This is a genomic window from Metapseudomonas cellulosilytica, assembly GCF_049334135.1.
In the GTDB taxonomy this organism is placed as follows: domain Bacteria; phylum Pseudomonadota; class Gammaproteobacteria; order Pseudomonadales; family Pseudomonadaceae; genus Metapseudomonas.
Genome location: NZ_JBHZGN010000026.1, coordinates 49,005 through 61,921, shown reverse-complemented (window position 1 = coordinate 61,921; position 12,917 = coordinate 49,005). Strand labels below are relative to the sequence as shown.

12 protein-coding genes and 1 pseudogene are annotated in these 12,917 nt (G+C 66.7%); 5 read left to right on the top strand and 8 right to left on the bottom strand.

All coding sequences use genetic code 11. The annotated features are described in order from the left end of the window. Positions 1 to 16: 16 nt before the first annotated feature. From ACFW0H_RS25095 to ACFW0H_RS25060, 8 genes are all read right to left on the bottom strand, one after another. Positions 17 to 619: a TetR/AcrR family transcriptional regulator gene (locus ACFW0H_RS25095; protein ID WP_422916559.1), complete on the bottom strand. Its 603-nt coding sequence runs from the start codon at positions 617 to 619 to the stop codon at positions 17 to 19. Between the two features lie 16 nt (positions 620 to 635). Then, entirely contained in the window at positions 636 to 1,322 is a 687-nt protein-coding gene (locus ACFW0H_RS25090) for a nitroreductase (protein ID WP_422916558.1), read from the bottom strand. 20 nt (positions 1,323 to 1,342) lie between these two features. Continuing rightward, positions 1,343 to 2,605: an OprD family porin gene (locus ACFW0H_RS25085; RefSeq protein ID WP_422916557.1), complete on the bottom strand. Its 1,263-nt coding sequence runs from the start codon at positions 2,603 to 2,605 to the stop codon at positions 1,343 to 1,345. A 190-nt stretch (positions 2,606 to 2,795) separates the two neighbouring features. After that, positions 2,796 to 3,287, bottom strand: a complete 492-nt coding sequence (locus ACFW0H_RS25080) for a MarR family winged helix-turn-helix transcriptional regulator (RefSeq protein ID WP_422916556.1) — start codon at positions 3,285 to 3,287, stop codon at positions 2,796 to 2,798. Between the two features lie 71 nt (positions 3,288 to 3,358). Further along, a complete protein-coding gene (gene aliB, locus ACFW0H_RS25075; protein ID WP_422916555.1) occupies positions 3,359 to 4,498 on the bottom strand; it encodes a cyclohexanecarboxyl-CoA dehydrogenase in 1,140 nt (379 codons plus the stop codon). Between the two features lie 72 nt (positions 4,499 to 4,570). Further along, a complete protein-coding gene (badI, locus tag ACFW0H_RS25070) occupies positions 4,571 to 5,353 on the bottom strand; it encodes a 2-ketocyclohexanecarboxyl-CoA hydrolase (protein ID WP_271408663.1) in 783 nt (260 codons plus the stop codon). 27 nt (positions 5,354 to 5,380) lie between these two features. After that, positions 5,381 to 6,148, bottom strand: a complete 768-nt coding sequence (locus tag ACFW0H_RS25065) for an SDR family NAD(P)-dependent oxidoreductase (RefSeq protein WP_422916554.1) — start codon at positions 6,146 to 6,148, stop codon at positions 5,381 to 5,383. A 34-nt stretch (positions 6,149 to 6,182) separates the two neighbouring features. After that, a complete protein-coding gene (locus ACFW0H_RS25060; RefSeq protein ID WP_422916553.1) occupies positions 6,183 to 7,850 on the bottom strand; it encodes an AMP-binding protein in 1,668 nt (555 codons plus the stop codon). A 187-nt stretch (positions 7,851 to 8,037) separates the two neighbouring features. Here ACFW0H_RS25060 and ACFW0H_RS25055 point away from each other — a divergent pair, with 187 nt between their 5' ends. The 5 genes and pseudogenes from ACFW0H_RS25055 (at position 8,038) to ACFW0H_RS25035 (ending at position 12,917) form a co-directional block, all read left to right on the top strand. Beyond that, complete coding sequence (locus tag ACFW0H_RS25055; protein WP_422916552.1) at positions 8,038 to 8,814, top strand: enoyl-CoA hydratase; 777 nt, start codon at positions 8,038 to 8,040, stop codon at positions 8,812 to 8,814. Between the two features lie 61 nt (positions 8,815 to 8,875). Beyond that, positions 8,876 to 9,724 (top strand): annotated as a pseudogene (locus ACFW0H_RS25050) (enoyl-CoA hydratase/isomerase family protein); the annotation flags it as partial. A gap of 61 nt (positions 9,725 to 9,785) precedes the next feature. Continuing rightward, positions 9,786 to 10,982, top strand: a complete 1,197-nt coding sequence (locus ACFW0H_RS25045) for an acyl-CoA dehydrogenase family protein (protein ID WP_422916551.1) — start codon at positions 9,786 to 9,788, stop codon at positions 10,980 to 10,982. A gap of 10 nt (positions 10,983 to 10,992) precedes the next feature. Further along, positions 10,993 to 12,135 (top strand): acyl-CoA dehydrogenase family protein, encoded by a 1,143-nt coding sequence (locus ACFW0H_RS25040; RefSeq protein ID WP_422916550.1) that lies wholly within the window; start codon positions 10,993 to 10,995, stop codon positions 12,133 to 12,135. A 32-nt stretch (positions 12,136 to 12,167) separates the two neighbouring features. Beyond that, positions 12,168 to 12,917 (top strand): electron transfer flavoprotein subunit beta/FixA family protein, encoded by a 750-nt coding sequence (locus ACFW0H_RS25035; RefSeq protein ID WP_422916549.1) that lies wholly within the window; start codon positions 12,168 to 12,170, stop codon positions 12,915 to 12,917.

The following is a 12,917-nucleotide window of genomic DNA, read 5'->3' as shown; positions in this document are numbered from 1 at the left end:
CGCCAGGCGCCTGGTTTCAGCCGGCACGCGGGGCTGCGGACTTGATCGATGCCGGCGCCAGCATCCTCGCTGTCAGCTCGCGGTAGTGCCCGGTTACGTCTTCCCGGGAGAGTCGGCCCCCGTCCTGGTACCAGGAGCAGGCGTGGGTCAGCAGGTTGAAGAGGATGTTGGCGTACAGCTTCGGTTCCGGGCACGCGAACACGCCTTCGGCAATGCCTTGCCCGATGAGTGCCTGGATTTCCTCCAGGTAGCGCCGGCGAGCGCGTTTCACGGCTTCCAGCTCGGCGCCAGCCAGGCAGCGCAGCTCCAGGTTGCCGAGCAGGCCAAGCTGGCGATCGCCGAGGTGCCGGGTGACATGGAAGTCGACGAACGCGGCCCAGGCCGACTCGGCTGGCGTGCCTGTCGGTCTCATCTCCAGCCAGGCCCCACGCAGGTTGTCGTAGTAGTCGAGGACCAGGCTGGCCAGCAGTTCCTGCTTGCCCTTGTAGTAGAGGTACAGGGTGCTGGTATTCACCCCGGCGTGGGCGGCGAGCCCGCGCAGGGTCATGGCGTCGTACCCCTGGCGGGCGATCAGCTCGATGGCCGCCTGGCGGATGGCCTGCTCGGCGTTCGTGGTCATGGGCACCTTCGGATCATCAGGCCTCGCAGGCCGTCTCGAAGCCATGGAAGCTGGCGAAGGTCCGGACCGGCTCGCGGGGCGTGGCGAAGGCGTTCGCCGCCGCCTCGGTATCTTCATGGCCCAGGGCGATGCCGCAGACCAGGAGGTGTTCCGCAGGCAACGGAACATGCTGGCGGACGACCTCGTGGTACCAGGCAAACGCCGCCTGCGGGCAGGTGTGCAGGCCCTTGCCGCGGGCGGCGAGCATGAAGGTCTGGATGAACATGCCGAGGTCCAGGTAGCTGCCGGTGTTCAGGCGCCGGTCGAGGCTGATCAGCAGCCCCACCGGCGCGTCGAAGAAGCTGTAGTTGTGCAGCTCCTGGTCGCGGCGCGCAGCCAGGTCGTGGCGGTCGATGCCCAGGGCCTGGTAGAGGCCGAAGCCCACCGCCCGGCGTCGCGCCAGGTAAGGCTCGTGCCACTGATCCGGGTAATAACGGTATTCCGCTTCGCCCGGGTTGCCCGCCTGGGCGTGCTGGAGGATCGCCTCGCACAGGGCCTGCTTCTTCTCGCCGGTGACCACATGCACCTGCCAGGGCTGGATGTTGTTGCCGCTGGGCGCGCGCGCCGCGAGTTCCAGCAGTTGCTGGATGGTATGGCGTGGCACCGGCCAGGGGTGAAAGCGGCGGACGGACTTGCGTGAGCGGATGGCGGCGTCGATATGCATGCTGAACTCTCCCGGGGCGGTTACCAGAACTTGATGGTGTAGCCGATGATGAAGCGGTTCTCGTCGATGTCCGTGGTGTGGCTGCCGCGATAGGCGACGTTGCGCCAGCGCAGGTTGAGGCCCTTGAGCGGGCCGCCCTGCACCACGTAGGCGATATCCAGGTCGCGTTCCCATTCCCGCGCGTCCTGCCCGCCGATCTCGAAGTTGTCGCCGGAGACGTAGCGGGTCATCAGCGACAGGCCGGGGATACCCGATGCGGCGAAGTCATAGTCGTAGCGCAGCTGCCAGGAGTCTTCCCGGGCGCGCAGGAAGTGGTGGAAGGTGACGGTGTTCAGCGTCCAGGGATCGGTGCCGCCGCCGATGAAGGGTGTGCCGGTGTCACCCTCCTGGTCCTGATAGGCCAGGCCCAGGGCATGGCCCTTGTACATCAGCGTGAACATGGCGCCGAGGTTGCGGTTGTCCACCGTGGTGTGGCCTTCGTCGGTGCTGCGGAAGTAGCGGATATCGGACTTCAGCGTCAGTCCTTCGGCCAGCGGCAGGCCGTGCAGCAGGTTGGCGTAGTGCTGCCGGTAGTTGTCCTTCAGTTCCGCCTGGTAGTAGGTGGCCGCCAGGCTGGAGGAGGGTGCCCAGGTGACGCCGGCATAGTTGAAGCGGTCGCTGGCGACGCCGCCGCCCGCGCCGTCGGAGAACATGGTCATGTCCTCGTAGTCGCTGGAGTTGCGCAGGCGCGTGGCGCGGAACTGGCCGGCGGTGAGGGTCAGTTTGTCGAGGTCGTTGGAGACGATCTGCGCGCCCTGGAAGGTCTGCGGCAGCAGCCGGGTGTCATTGCGGAAGGCCACGGGCAGCGTAGGCGCGTGGCTGCCGACCGTGAGCACGGACTTGCCCAGCCGTGCCTTGGCGGTCGGGCCGAAGAAGCCGAATTCGTCGGACACCTCGCCGTCGCGCTGCACCTGCAGGGCGCCGGTGCCGCTGGTGCCGCGCCCGGCGTCGAGCTTGATGCCCAGCAGGCCGAGGCCATCGACGCCGAATCCCAGGGGGCCTTCGGTGAAGCCGGAGCTGTAGCGCAGCATGAAGCCCTGCGCCCACTCCTCGGACTTGGCCTTGGGCAAGCCGCGAAAGCGCGGGGTGTCCGGTTTGTCGGCGTCCCGGTAGTCGCGGTTCATGTAGAAGTTGCGGGTTTCCAGGCTCAGCTGGCTGTCGGCGAGGAAGTCGGCGCTGGCGCTCATCGGCAACAGGCAGAGGAGGGTGAGGGCGCCGAGTCGGGAGTGAAGTCCGGTGTGCATGCTATTTACCTTCTGGTTCTTGTTGTGTGGCACGTCGCGAGGCGGTTCTTCCAGATTTTTCCTTTTGAATCAATGTGATGCGTGGTTGTCTGGACTCCTTCAGGCAGAGCTGGAGCGCCCGATCCGCAGATCAGGTAAACAAGTTGACGTAAATGGGCGAGCTACTGGCGGGAGGGGAGAAAGGCCGGGGTCAGTCCCCGGCTTCTTCCTCGCTGTCCGCCGCCTGCCCATGGCCCAGGTCGATCAGGGCCATGTCGTGTTGCAGCTTGCTCAGGTAGTGAAGGAAGTTGACGCTGTCATCGAAGCTGAACCCCTTCAGGCCCTGTTCGTAGAACTGGTAGATCCGCTCCTGCAGGCTGTCCCAGTAGGCGCGTCCCTGCTCGGTCAGCCGCACCAGGCGCGCGCGCCCATCATCGGGATGGGGCACGCGCAGCACATGGTTGTCGCGCTCCATGCGCTTGAGCACACCGTCCAGGCTCTGCCGGCTGACGAACAGGTACTCCGTCAACTGGTTGAAGGAGATGCCCGTCTCGAAGCCGGTCCTGGACAGGGCACCCAGCACCGCCCATTGCACGGTGCTGATGCCCATCTCGTTCTGTACCTGCCGCTGCAGCACGTTGCCGGTCTGGAACAGGCGGAAGAACAGCCGGTTGGGTATGCCCTTGTTCTCGTTCGTGGTCATGTGGATTCCTTGTGGCCCAGCAGCAGTCGGTGGCTGGGACGTCGGCCTGTCCGCCGCGGGCAGACAAGGCGCTATTTCGGTGTGAGTTCCCGCGCGATGATATTTTTCATGATCTGCGCCGTTCCGTCACCGATCTGCAGGCCCAGAACGTCACGCAGACGCTGGGCGAAGGGCAGGTCCTCGCCGTAACCGGTGTGTCCGTGGGCCAGCAGGCACTGCTTGACCACGTCGAAGGCCAGCTTCGGCGCCCACCATTTGTTCATTGCCGCCTCGGCGTTATGGGGCAGGCCGTTGTCCTTCAGCCACAGCGAGTGGTAGCACTGCAGGCGCGCGGCGTGGACATAGGTCTGCAGTTCCGCCAGCGGATGGGTCAGGCCCTGGAAGGCCGCCAGGGGCTGGCCGAAGGCCTGGCGCTCGGTCAGCCAGGCCCAGGTTTCGTCGAGGGACTGCTGGGCCAGGGCCAGGCATTGCAGGCCGATCAGCGCGCGGCTGTAGTCGAAGCCCTGCATCACCTGCTTGAAGCCCTTGCCGTCCTCGCCGAGGCGATGGCTCACGGGGACTTCCACATTGTCGAAGAAGATCGAGCCACGGCCGATGGCGCGCTCGCCGGCGTCATCGAAACGGGTGGTGCTGATGCCGGGCAGGTTCATGGGCACCAGGAAGGCGCTGATGCCGCTGGCACGCTGTTCCGGGGTGCCGGTACGGGCGAAGACCACGGCGACGTCGGCCTGGTCGGCCATGGAAATGGAGGTCTTCTCGCCGTTCAGTACATAGACGTCACCCTTGCGCTCGGCCTTCAGGCGCAGGCTGGCGGCATCGGAACCGCCGCTGGGCTCGGTCAGGGCGATGCAGACGATCTTGCGTCCGGCGGTGATCTCGTGCAGCCACTCGCGGGCCAGTTCAGGCGCGGCGTGCTGGGCGATGATCTGGCCATTGAGCGAGGTCAGCAGCGGGATATAGCCGACATTGAAGTCGCCCCGGGAAATCTCTTCGATGATCAGGCCGGCGGTGACGCAGTCCAGGCCGCTGCCGCCATACTCTTCCGGCAGCTCGCCGCCCAGCAGGCCCATCTGGCCCATCTGTTCGATGACCGACCTCTCGATCTCGCCAGCCTGGTCGCGCTTCTTGTAGCCGGGCGCCAGGACCTCGGCACTGAAGCGGGCGACGCTTTCACGGATGGCGTTCTGGTGTTCGTTGAATGCGAAATTCATGTCTCTCTCCGGGCCGGTTCGGCGCGAGGCAGCGGGTGTTCCGCCCGGAGTGAATCCGGGCGGGACGGCGGGTCAGCGGTAGAATTTGCGGAAGTCGGGCTTGCGCTTTTCCTTGAATGCGGCCACGCCTTCCTTGGATTCCTCGGTGTCGTAGTACAGGGACAGCGCCTGCATCCCCAGGCCGCCGATGCCGGCGATGTTCTCGCTGTCGGCGTTGAACGAGCGCTTGGCGATGGACAGGGCGGTGGGGCTCTTCTCGAGGATTTCGTCGCACCACTTCTGCACTTCCGCATCCAGCTCCTCGTGGGGCACCACGGCGTTCACCAGGCCCCACTCCAGCGCCTGCTGGGCGCTGTACTTGCGGCACAGGTACCAGATCTCGCGGGCGCGCTTCTCGCCGACCACCCGCGACAGGTAGGCGGTGCCGAAGCCCGGGTCCACCGAACCGACTTTCGGCCCGACCTGGCCGAACACCGCCTTGTCGGAGGCGATGGACAGGTCGCAGACCACGTGCAGCACATGGCCGCCGCCGATGGCGAAGCCGTTGACCCGGGCGATCACCGGCTTGGGCACTTCGCGGATCAGGCCCTGCAGCTCTTCCACCGGCAGGCCGATCAGGCCGCGGCCGTCGTACTGGCCTTCATGGGCGCCCTGGTCGCCGCCGGTGCAGAAGGCCTTGTCGCCCGCGCCGGTGAAGACGATGACGCCGATGGCCTTGTTCCAGCCGGCACGGTTGAAGGCGTCGATCAGCTCCATGCAGGTCTGGCCGCGGAAGGCGTTGTAGCGCTCCGGGCGGTTGATGGTGATGGTGGCGACGCCGTCTTTCTCTTCGTACAGGATGTCTTCGTAGTTCATGTGCTCTCTCCTGGATTCCTGGGCCGATCAGCCGGCCATGGTCAGTCCGCCGGACACGCTGATGACCTGTCCGGTGATGAAGTTGGCATCGTCGCTGGCCAGCAGGGCGATGATCCCGGGGTAGTCCTCCGGCTGGCCGAGGCGGCGCATCGGCACGGCGTTCTTGAAGGCTTCCAGCAGTTTCTCGGGGTTGTTCGAGGTGGCCGCGACGCTCTTCAGCAGCGCGGTGTCGGTCGGCCCCGGGCAGACCACGTTGAAGTTGACGCCCTTGGTCGCCAGCTCGCGGGCCAGGGTCTTCGACAGGCCGATCAGGCCGGCCTTGCAGGCGGCGTACACGGCCTCGCCGGAGGAGCCCACACGGGCGGCGTCGGAGGCGACGTTGATGACCTTGCCGCCACCGGCTTCGAGCATCTTCGGCAGCACCACGTGGTGCATGTTCAGGGCGCCGGTGAGGTTGATGGCGATCAGCTGTTCCCAGTGTTGCGGCTCGGTCTTGAGGAAGGGCAGGAAGCGGTCGAAGCCGGCGTTGTTGACCAGCACGGTGGGCGTGCCGAATTCCTCCTCGATGGCGGCCACGGTGTTCACGATGGCGGCGTAGTCGGTGATGTCGGCAGCGTAGGCGCGGGCCTTGCCGCCCGCCTCAAGGACCAGGTCGGCGGTGGCCTGTGCCGCGGCGGCGTCACGGTCCAGCACGGCGACCTTGCAGCCTTCCTCGGCGAAGCGCAGGCACACGGCGCGGCCGATGCCGCCGCCACCGCCGGTCACGATCACGGTTTTTCCAGTCAGGCCTTTCATGGGGCAGTCCTCTCGATGGTTCGGGATGGTGGTGTCAGGAACGCTTGGCCGGTTCCAGGCGGATGGCCTGGGCCTGCTCGCGCAGCTTGAATTTCTGGATCTTTCCCGAAGGCGTGCGGGGCAGTGCCGGAAGCACTTCGAGGTATTCGGGCAGGTAGTTGCGGGTCAGGCGCTGCTCCAGCAGGAAGCCGGTGACTTCCTCCAGCGACAGGCCGGCCTCGGGGTCGTGCAGGGTCACGTAGGCGCAGAGGCGCTCGCCCAGGCGCGGGTCGGGGCAGCCCACCAGGGCCACGGCGGAGATCGCCGGGTGCTTGTAGAGCAGGTTCTCGATCTCCACCACCGGGATGTTCTCGCCACCGCGGATGACCACATCCTTGGTGCGCCCGGTGATGCGGATGTAACCCTGCTCGTCCATGCGCGCCAGGTCGCCGGTGGCGAACCAGCCGTCGCGGTCCACGCCATACAGCTCGGGGCGCTTGAGGTAGCCGACGAAGAGGCTGGCGCCGCGGACCATCAGGTGGCCTTCCTGGCCGGTGGGTAGCAGGTTGCCCTGGTCGTCCTGCACCGCCACCTCCATGAAGGGCAGGGCGCGGCCGTCGGTCTGGATGGAGCGCTCGGCCGGATCGTCCAGGCAGGTCATGGTCACGGCGCCGTTCTCGGTCATGCCCCAGGCAGAGACGATGCGCGCGCCCACCGAATGGCCGGCCTTCTCCACCAGGGCGCCCGGGATGGGGGCGCCGGCGGCCACGAATACCTTGAGCGAGGCGAGCGCATCGCGGTGCTGCGGCGCCACTTCCACCAGGTCGGCCAGGAAGGGCGTCGAGGCCATGGTGAAGGTAGGGCGTTCGGCCTCGGCGACCCTGGCGGCGAAGTGCGGGTCCCAGCTGTCCTGCAGCACGGCGGAGCCTTGCAGGTAGATGGGCATCATGAGGCCGTAGAGAAAGCCGGTCTGGTGGGCCATGGGCGAGGCCATGAAGACGATATCGCCGGCGCCCAGACGCAGCCGTTCTGCATAGGGGCGGACGTTGCTGAACAGGGTGTTGGAGGTATGCAGCACGCCCTTGGGCTCGCCGGTGGTGCCCGAGGTGTAGAGCAGCTGCACCACGTCGTCACCCGCCGGGCGGCGTTCGGCGAACAGCGTGCGGGTATCCAGGCGCTCTTCCCAGGGCTGCTCCAGCAGCACCCGGGCGAAGTCGCTGGCGTCGTCGCCGCTGTCGATCACCAGCACATGGCGCAGGGCCGGCAGCTCGCCGCGCAGGCCGTCGATCATCGCGGCGTAGTCGAAGCCCCGGAAGCGCTGGGGAATCACCAGCACGCGGCTTTCGGCGTGGCCGAGCATGAAACGCAGCTCGCGCTCGCGGAAGATCGGCATCAGCGGGTTGAGCACGGCGCCGATGCGTACGCAGGCCAGGTGCAGGGCACTCATCTGCCAGCAGTTGGGCAGCTGGCAGGACACCACATTGCCTTTCTCCACCCCCAGGGCGGCCAGGCCGGCAGCCATCCGGGTCACTACCCGGTCCAGCTCGCCGTAACTCAGCGCGTGGCGTTGGCCATCGCTGACACGGTAGGCCACCAGGGCCGTCTTGTCGGCGGCGCTGGCAATGGCCTGGTCCAGATAATCTGTAATGATCATGTCATTCCAGGCGCCGGATTCCAGCATTGATAGGCGCCGCTCAGGCGGCATGTCGGTGCGCATTGTCATGGGTCGTACCCTTCATCGCTATTGTTATTCGTGGTTTCACACAGGTCGTGTTGCGATGGGGCCGACAATACGCGCCCTAAAATTATTATGTCAACATGTTGTCTTTATTTTTGTCGGTGGATAGACTCGGTCCCAGATCGGCCCACCCGGGCCCTGCCTGGATACGGAATCACGCGGAGGACGCGCCATGAGCTACAGCACCATCCTGGTCGAGCGGCATGAGTCGGTAGGGCTCATCACCCTCCATCGCCCGCAGGTGCTCAATGCCCTGAGCGGGCAATTGATGACGGAGCTGGGTGAGGCGCTGCGCGCCTTCGAGGGCGACCGGGGCATCCGCGCCATGGTCATCACCGGCAGCGACAAGGCGTTTGCCGCCGGCGCGGATATCGCCGAGCTGCGGGACAAGGCCTTCGCCGACGTCTACCTGGAGGATTTCGTGACCGCCAACTGGGAAGAGGTGACGCGCTGCCGCAAGCCGGTGATCGCGGCGGTGCGGGGCCTGGCGCTGGGCGGCGGCTGCGAGCTGGCGATGATGTGCGACCTGATCATCGCCGCCGATGACGCGCGTTTCGGCCAGCCGGAAGTCAAGGTCGGCACCCTGCCGGGGGCCGGCGGAACCCAGCGCCTGACCCGCGCCATCGGCAAGGCCAAGGCCATGGACCTGTGCCTGACCGGGCGCCTGATGGACGCGCAGGAGGCCGAGCGCTGCGGGCTGGTCAGCCGCGTGGTGCCGGCCGCGCAGGTCCTGGACGAGGCCCTGCAGGTGGCGGCGCAGATCGCCGGCCTGTCGGAGGTGGCGGTCAAGCTGAACAAGGAGGCGGTGGACCGCGCCTTCGAAACCACCCTCGCCGAAGGGGTGCATTTCGAGCGGCGCCTGCTCCACGCGAGCTTCGGCAGCGAGGACCGCAGGGAGGGCATGACCGCCTTCCTGGAAAAGCGCCGGCCGGTCTGGCGCCACCGCTGATTCACCCAATCGATCCGCACTACAACAACAAGGCAGGCCGCGAGCCTGCAGGAGCGGTCAGATGTCATCTTTCGTAAGCCTGGCGCGGGAGGGCAGCGTCGCTGTCATCCGCGTCGACAACCCGCCGGTGAATGCGCTGTCCCAGCCGGTACGGGCGGGCCTTCTGCACGCCTTCGCCGAGGCCGGGCAGGACCGTGCCGTTGAATTGATCCTGCTGGTCTGCGCCGGCCGGACCTTCATCGCCGGCGCCGATATCCGCGAGTTCGGCCAGCCGCCCCAGGCGCCGCTGCTGCCCGATGTCACCCTGGCGATCGAGAACTGCGCCAAGCCGAGCCTGGCGGTACTGCATGGCTCGGCTTTGGGTGGCGGTCTGGAAGTGGCCATGGCCTGCCATTACCGCATCGCCCGCCGCGACGCCCGCGTCGGCCTGCCGGAAGTGAAGCTTGGGCTCTTGCCCGGCGCCGGCGGCACCCAGCGCCTGCCGCGCCTGGCGGGCGTCGAGCTGGCGCTGGAGATGATCGTCGGCGGCGAACCCATCACGGCTGATGCGGCATTGCGGCACGGCATCGTCGACGAGCTCTTCGACGGCGATCCGCTGGAGGCTGGGCTGGTATACGCCGCCGAGCTGCTGGCGCGCGGCGCCGGCCCACGGCGCACCGGCCAGGCCGCCGTGCCTGCTTTAGCAGGGGGCGATCATGCCGCCCTGCTGGCGGCCCGGCGCGCCGCAGTCCGCGCCCGGCAACCCGAGGCGTTTTCCCCGCCACGCTGCATCGACGCCATCGAAGCGGCCATCAACCTGCCGTTGGAACAGGGCCTGCGCCGCGAGCGCGAACTGTTCCTCCAGTGCCTGGAATCGCCACAGCGCGCGGAGCTGGTGGCCCGCTTCTTCGCCGAGCGCGAGGCGGCGCGGGCGGCGCGTCAGGCCACCGACCAGTCGAAGACCCATTGAGGCATCCATCGAGGGTATCCCCATGAATATCGAGTTCACCCCTGCCGAACTGGCATTCCGCGACGAGGTGCGCGACTTCCTCGCCCGCGAACTGCCCGCCGATATCGCCGCCAAGGTCCGGCTGGGCAAGCACCTTTCCAAGGACGACCACCAGCGCTGGCAGCGCATCCTCTTCCGCCGTGGCTGGTACGCTGCGAACTGGCCGGTGGAGCACGGCGGCACCGGCTGGAGCCTGGTGCAGCGTCATATCTTCGAAGAGGAATGCGCCGCCTTCGGCGCGCCGCGACTGGTCTCCTTCGGGGTGAACATGGTGGCGCCGGTGATCATGAAGTTCGGCACCGCCGAGCAGCAGGCGCATTACCTGCCGCGCATCCTCTCCGGCGAGGACTGGTGGTGCCAGGGCTACTCCGAGCCCGGCGCCGGTTCCGACCTGGCCAGCCTGAAGACCCGTGCCGTGCGCGAGGGCGACCACTATGTGGTCAACGGCCAGAAAACCTGGACCACCCTCGGCCAGCACGCCAACCGCATCTTCTGCCTGGTGCGCACCGACCCGGAGGCGCAGCAGCAGCGGGGCATTTCCTTCCTGCTGATGGACATGGACAGCCCCGGCATCAGCGTGCGGCCGATCATCACCCTCGAAGGCGATCACGAAGTCAACGAGGTGTTCTTCGACAACGTGCGGGTGCCCGTGGAGAACCTGGTGGGCAAGGAGAACGAGGGCTGGACCTGCGCCAAGTTCCTGCTCACCCACGAGCGCACCGGCCAGGCCGGCATCGCCCATTCCAAGGCGGCCCTGGCCCAGCTCAAGCGGGTGGCCTCGATTGAGAAACGTGGCGGCCGGCCCATGATCGAGGACCCGCTGCTGCGGGTGCAGATCGCCGAAGTGGAAATGCAGCTGATGGCCATCGAGATGAGCACGCTGCGCATCCTGGCGTCGGTCCAGGGCGGCGGGGTGCCGGGCGCGGAAAGCTCGATCCTGAAGATCAAGGGCTCGGAGATCCGCCAGGCCATCAGTCACCTGCAGCGCAAGGTGCTGGGGGTGCATGCGCTGCCGTTCCTGGAAGAGGAGCTGGCGCAGGCCGAGGTCAGCGAACCGCTGTACGCCGACTACAGCGCCGGCCCCGCCAGCCAGTACTTCAACCTGCGCAAGCTGTCCATCTACGGCGGCTCCAACGAAATCCAGAAGAACATCATCGCCAAGATGATCCTCGAACTCTAAGGAGGCCCCCATGGACTTCACTCTCAACGAAGAGCAGCAGATGCTGCAGGACACGGTGGCCCGCCTGGCCCGCGACAGCTACGGCTTCGATCAGCGCGAGGGTTTCTATCGCAGCGAAGCGGGCTTCAGCCGCGAATTCTGGCAACAACTCGGCGAGCTGGGCATCTGCGCGGTGCCCCTGGCGGAGGAACATGGCGGCCTGGGCGGCGGCGGGGTGGACACCTATCTGGTGATGACGGAGCTGGGGCGCAACCTCTGCCTGGAGCCTTACCTCCACTCCCAGGTCCATGGCGCCGGCCTGCTGCAGCAATTGGGCAGCGACGCCCAGCGTGCCGAACTGCTGCCGCGCGTGGCAGCGGGCGAGCTGCAATTGGCGGTGGCCCTGGAGGAAAGCCAGAGCCATTACCAGTTGCACGATGTGCAGACCCGGGCCGAGCCCTGTGTCGGTGGCTGGCGTTTGACCGGCACAAAATGCGTGGTGGTCGGCGGGGATAGCGCCGGCCTGGTCCTGGTGTCGGCACGTACTTCGGGCGCAGTGCTGGACGAGTCGGGCATCAGCCTGTTCCTGGTCGACCCGGCTGCCTCCGGCGTGAAGCGCCGCAGCTACCCCTGCATCGATGGTCCGCGTGCCTGTGAGCTGCGCCTGGACGGCGTGGTGGTCAGCGAGGACCGCCTGCTCGGTGCCCTCGGCAAGGCCCTGCCGGCGCTGCGCTACCAGCAGGGGCGAGCCATCGCCGCCCAGTGCGCCGAAGCTCTCGGCAGCATGCAGGAATCCTTCCGCCTGACCCTGGATTACCTCAAGACCCGCAAGCAGTTCGGTGCGCCCATCGGCAAGTTCCAGGTGCTGCAGCACCGCATGGCCGACATGCGCGGCGAGCTGGAAATGGCTGCCTCCATGGCCATCCTCGCCGCCTGCGTGGCGGACGACCCGGACAGCGAAGAGCGCAGCCGGCGCCTGGCGGCCGCCAAATTCATCGTCACCCGTGCCGCCCGTTTCATCGCCGAACAGGCCATACAGCTGCACGGCGGCATCGGCATGACCTGGGAGTACAGCCTGTCCCACCACGCCAAGCGCCTGGTGATGCTGAGCCACCAGTTGGGTGACGACGATCACCACCTGCGGGCCTACGCCGAATTGCTGCGTTGCGCCTGAACCCCTACTTCGACCTGACACAGGAAAACAAGATGAAGGTACTGGTCCCGGTAAAACGCGTGGTCGATTACAACGTCAAGGTTCGCGTCAAGGCGGACCACTCCGGCGTCGACCTCGCTAATGTGAAGATGGCCCTGAACCCCTTCTGCGAAATTGCCGTGGAAGAGGCGGTACGGCTGAAGGAGCAAGGGATCGCCACGGAAATCGTCGTGATTTCGGTAGGTCCGAACGCCGCCCAGGAGCAGCTGCGCACGGCCCTGGCCCTGGGCGCCGATCGCGCGATCCTGGTGGAAAGCAACGACGAACTGAATTCCCTGGCCGTGGCCAAGCTGCTCAAGGCCGTGGTCGACCAGGAACAGCCGCAGCTGGTGATCCTCGGCAAGCAAGCCATCGACAGCGACAACAACCAGACTGGCCAGATGCTGGGCGCCCTCACTGGCTATGCCCAGGGCACCTTCGCCTCCAAGGTCGAGGTGGCGGGGGACCAGGTCAAGGTCACCCGCGAGATCGATGGCGGTCTGCAGACCGTTGTGCTGAACCTGCCGGCGATCGTCACCACCGACCTGCGCCTGAACGAGCCGCGCTACGCGTCGCTGCCGAACATCATGAAAGCCAAGAAGAAGCCGCTGGACGTGGTGACCCCGGACGCCCTGGGCGTTGCCACCGCATCCACCGTATCGATCCTGAAAGTCGAAGCACCGGCCGCCCGCCAGGCGGGGATCAAGGTCAAGTCGGTGGCGGAACTGGTCGAGAAACTGAAAAACGAAGCGAAGGTGATCTGA

Excerpts from the sequence above, each read along its gene's own strand:
- ACFW0H_RS25095 (WP_422916559.1), bottom strand. The coding sequence starts at position 619 with ATGACCACGAACGCCGAGCAGGCCATCCGCCAGGCGGCCATCGAGCTG.
- ACFW0H_RS25090 (WP_422916558.1), bottom strand. The coding sequence starts at position 1,322 with ATGCATATCGACGCCGCCATCCGCTCACGCAAGTCCGTCCGCCGCTTT.
- ACFW0H_RS25085 (WP_422916557.1), bottom strand. The coding sequence starts at position 2,605 with ATGCACACCGGACTTCACTCCCGACTCGGCGCCCTCACCCTCCTCTGC.
- ACFW0H_RS25080 (WP_422916556.1), bottom strand. The coding sequence starts at position 3,287 with ATGACCACGAACGAGAACAAGGGCATACCCAACCGGCTGTTCTTCCGC.
- aliB (WP_422916555.1), bottom strand. The coding sequence starts at position 4,498 with ATGAATTTCGCATTCAACGAACACCAGAACGCCATCCGTGAAAGCGTC.
- badI (WP_271408663.1), bottom strand. The coding sequence starts at position 5,353 with ATGAACTACGAAGACATCCTGTACGAAGAGAAAGACGGCGTCGCCACC.
- ACFW0H_RS25065 (WP_422916554.1), bottom strand. The coding sequence starts at position 6,148 with ATGAAAGGCCTGACTGGAAAAACCGTGATCGTGACCGGCGGTGGCGGC.
- ACFW0H_RS25060 (WP_422916553.1), bottom strand. The coding sequence starts at position 7,850 with ATGACAATGCGCACCGACATGCCGCCTGAGCGGCGCCTATCAATGCTG.
- ACFW0H_RS25055 (WP_422916552.1), top strand. The coding sequence starts at position 8,038 with ATGAGCTACAGCACCATCCTGGTCGAGCGGCATGAGTCGGTAGGGCTC.
- ACFW0H_RS25045 (WP_422916551.1), top strand. The coding sequence starts at position 9,786 with ATGAATATCGAGTTCACCCCTGCCGAACTGGCATTCCGCGACGAGGTG.
- ACFW0H_RS25040 (WP_422916550.1), top strand. The coding sequence starts at position 10,993 with ATGGACTTCACTCTCAACGAAGAGCAGCAGATGCTGCAGGACACGGTG.
- ACFW0H_RS25035 (WP_422916549.1), top strand. The coding sequence starts at position 12,168 with ATGAAGGTACTGGTCCCGGTAAAACGCGTGGTCGATTACAACGTCAAG.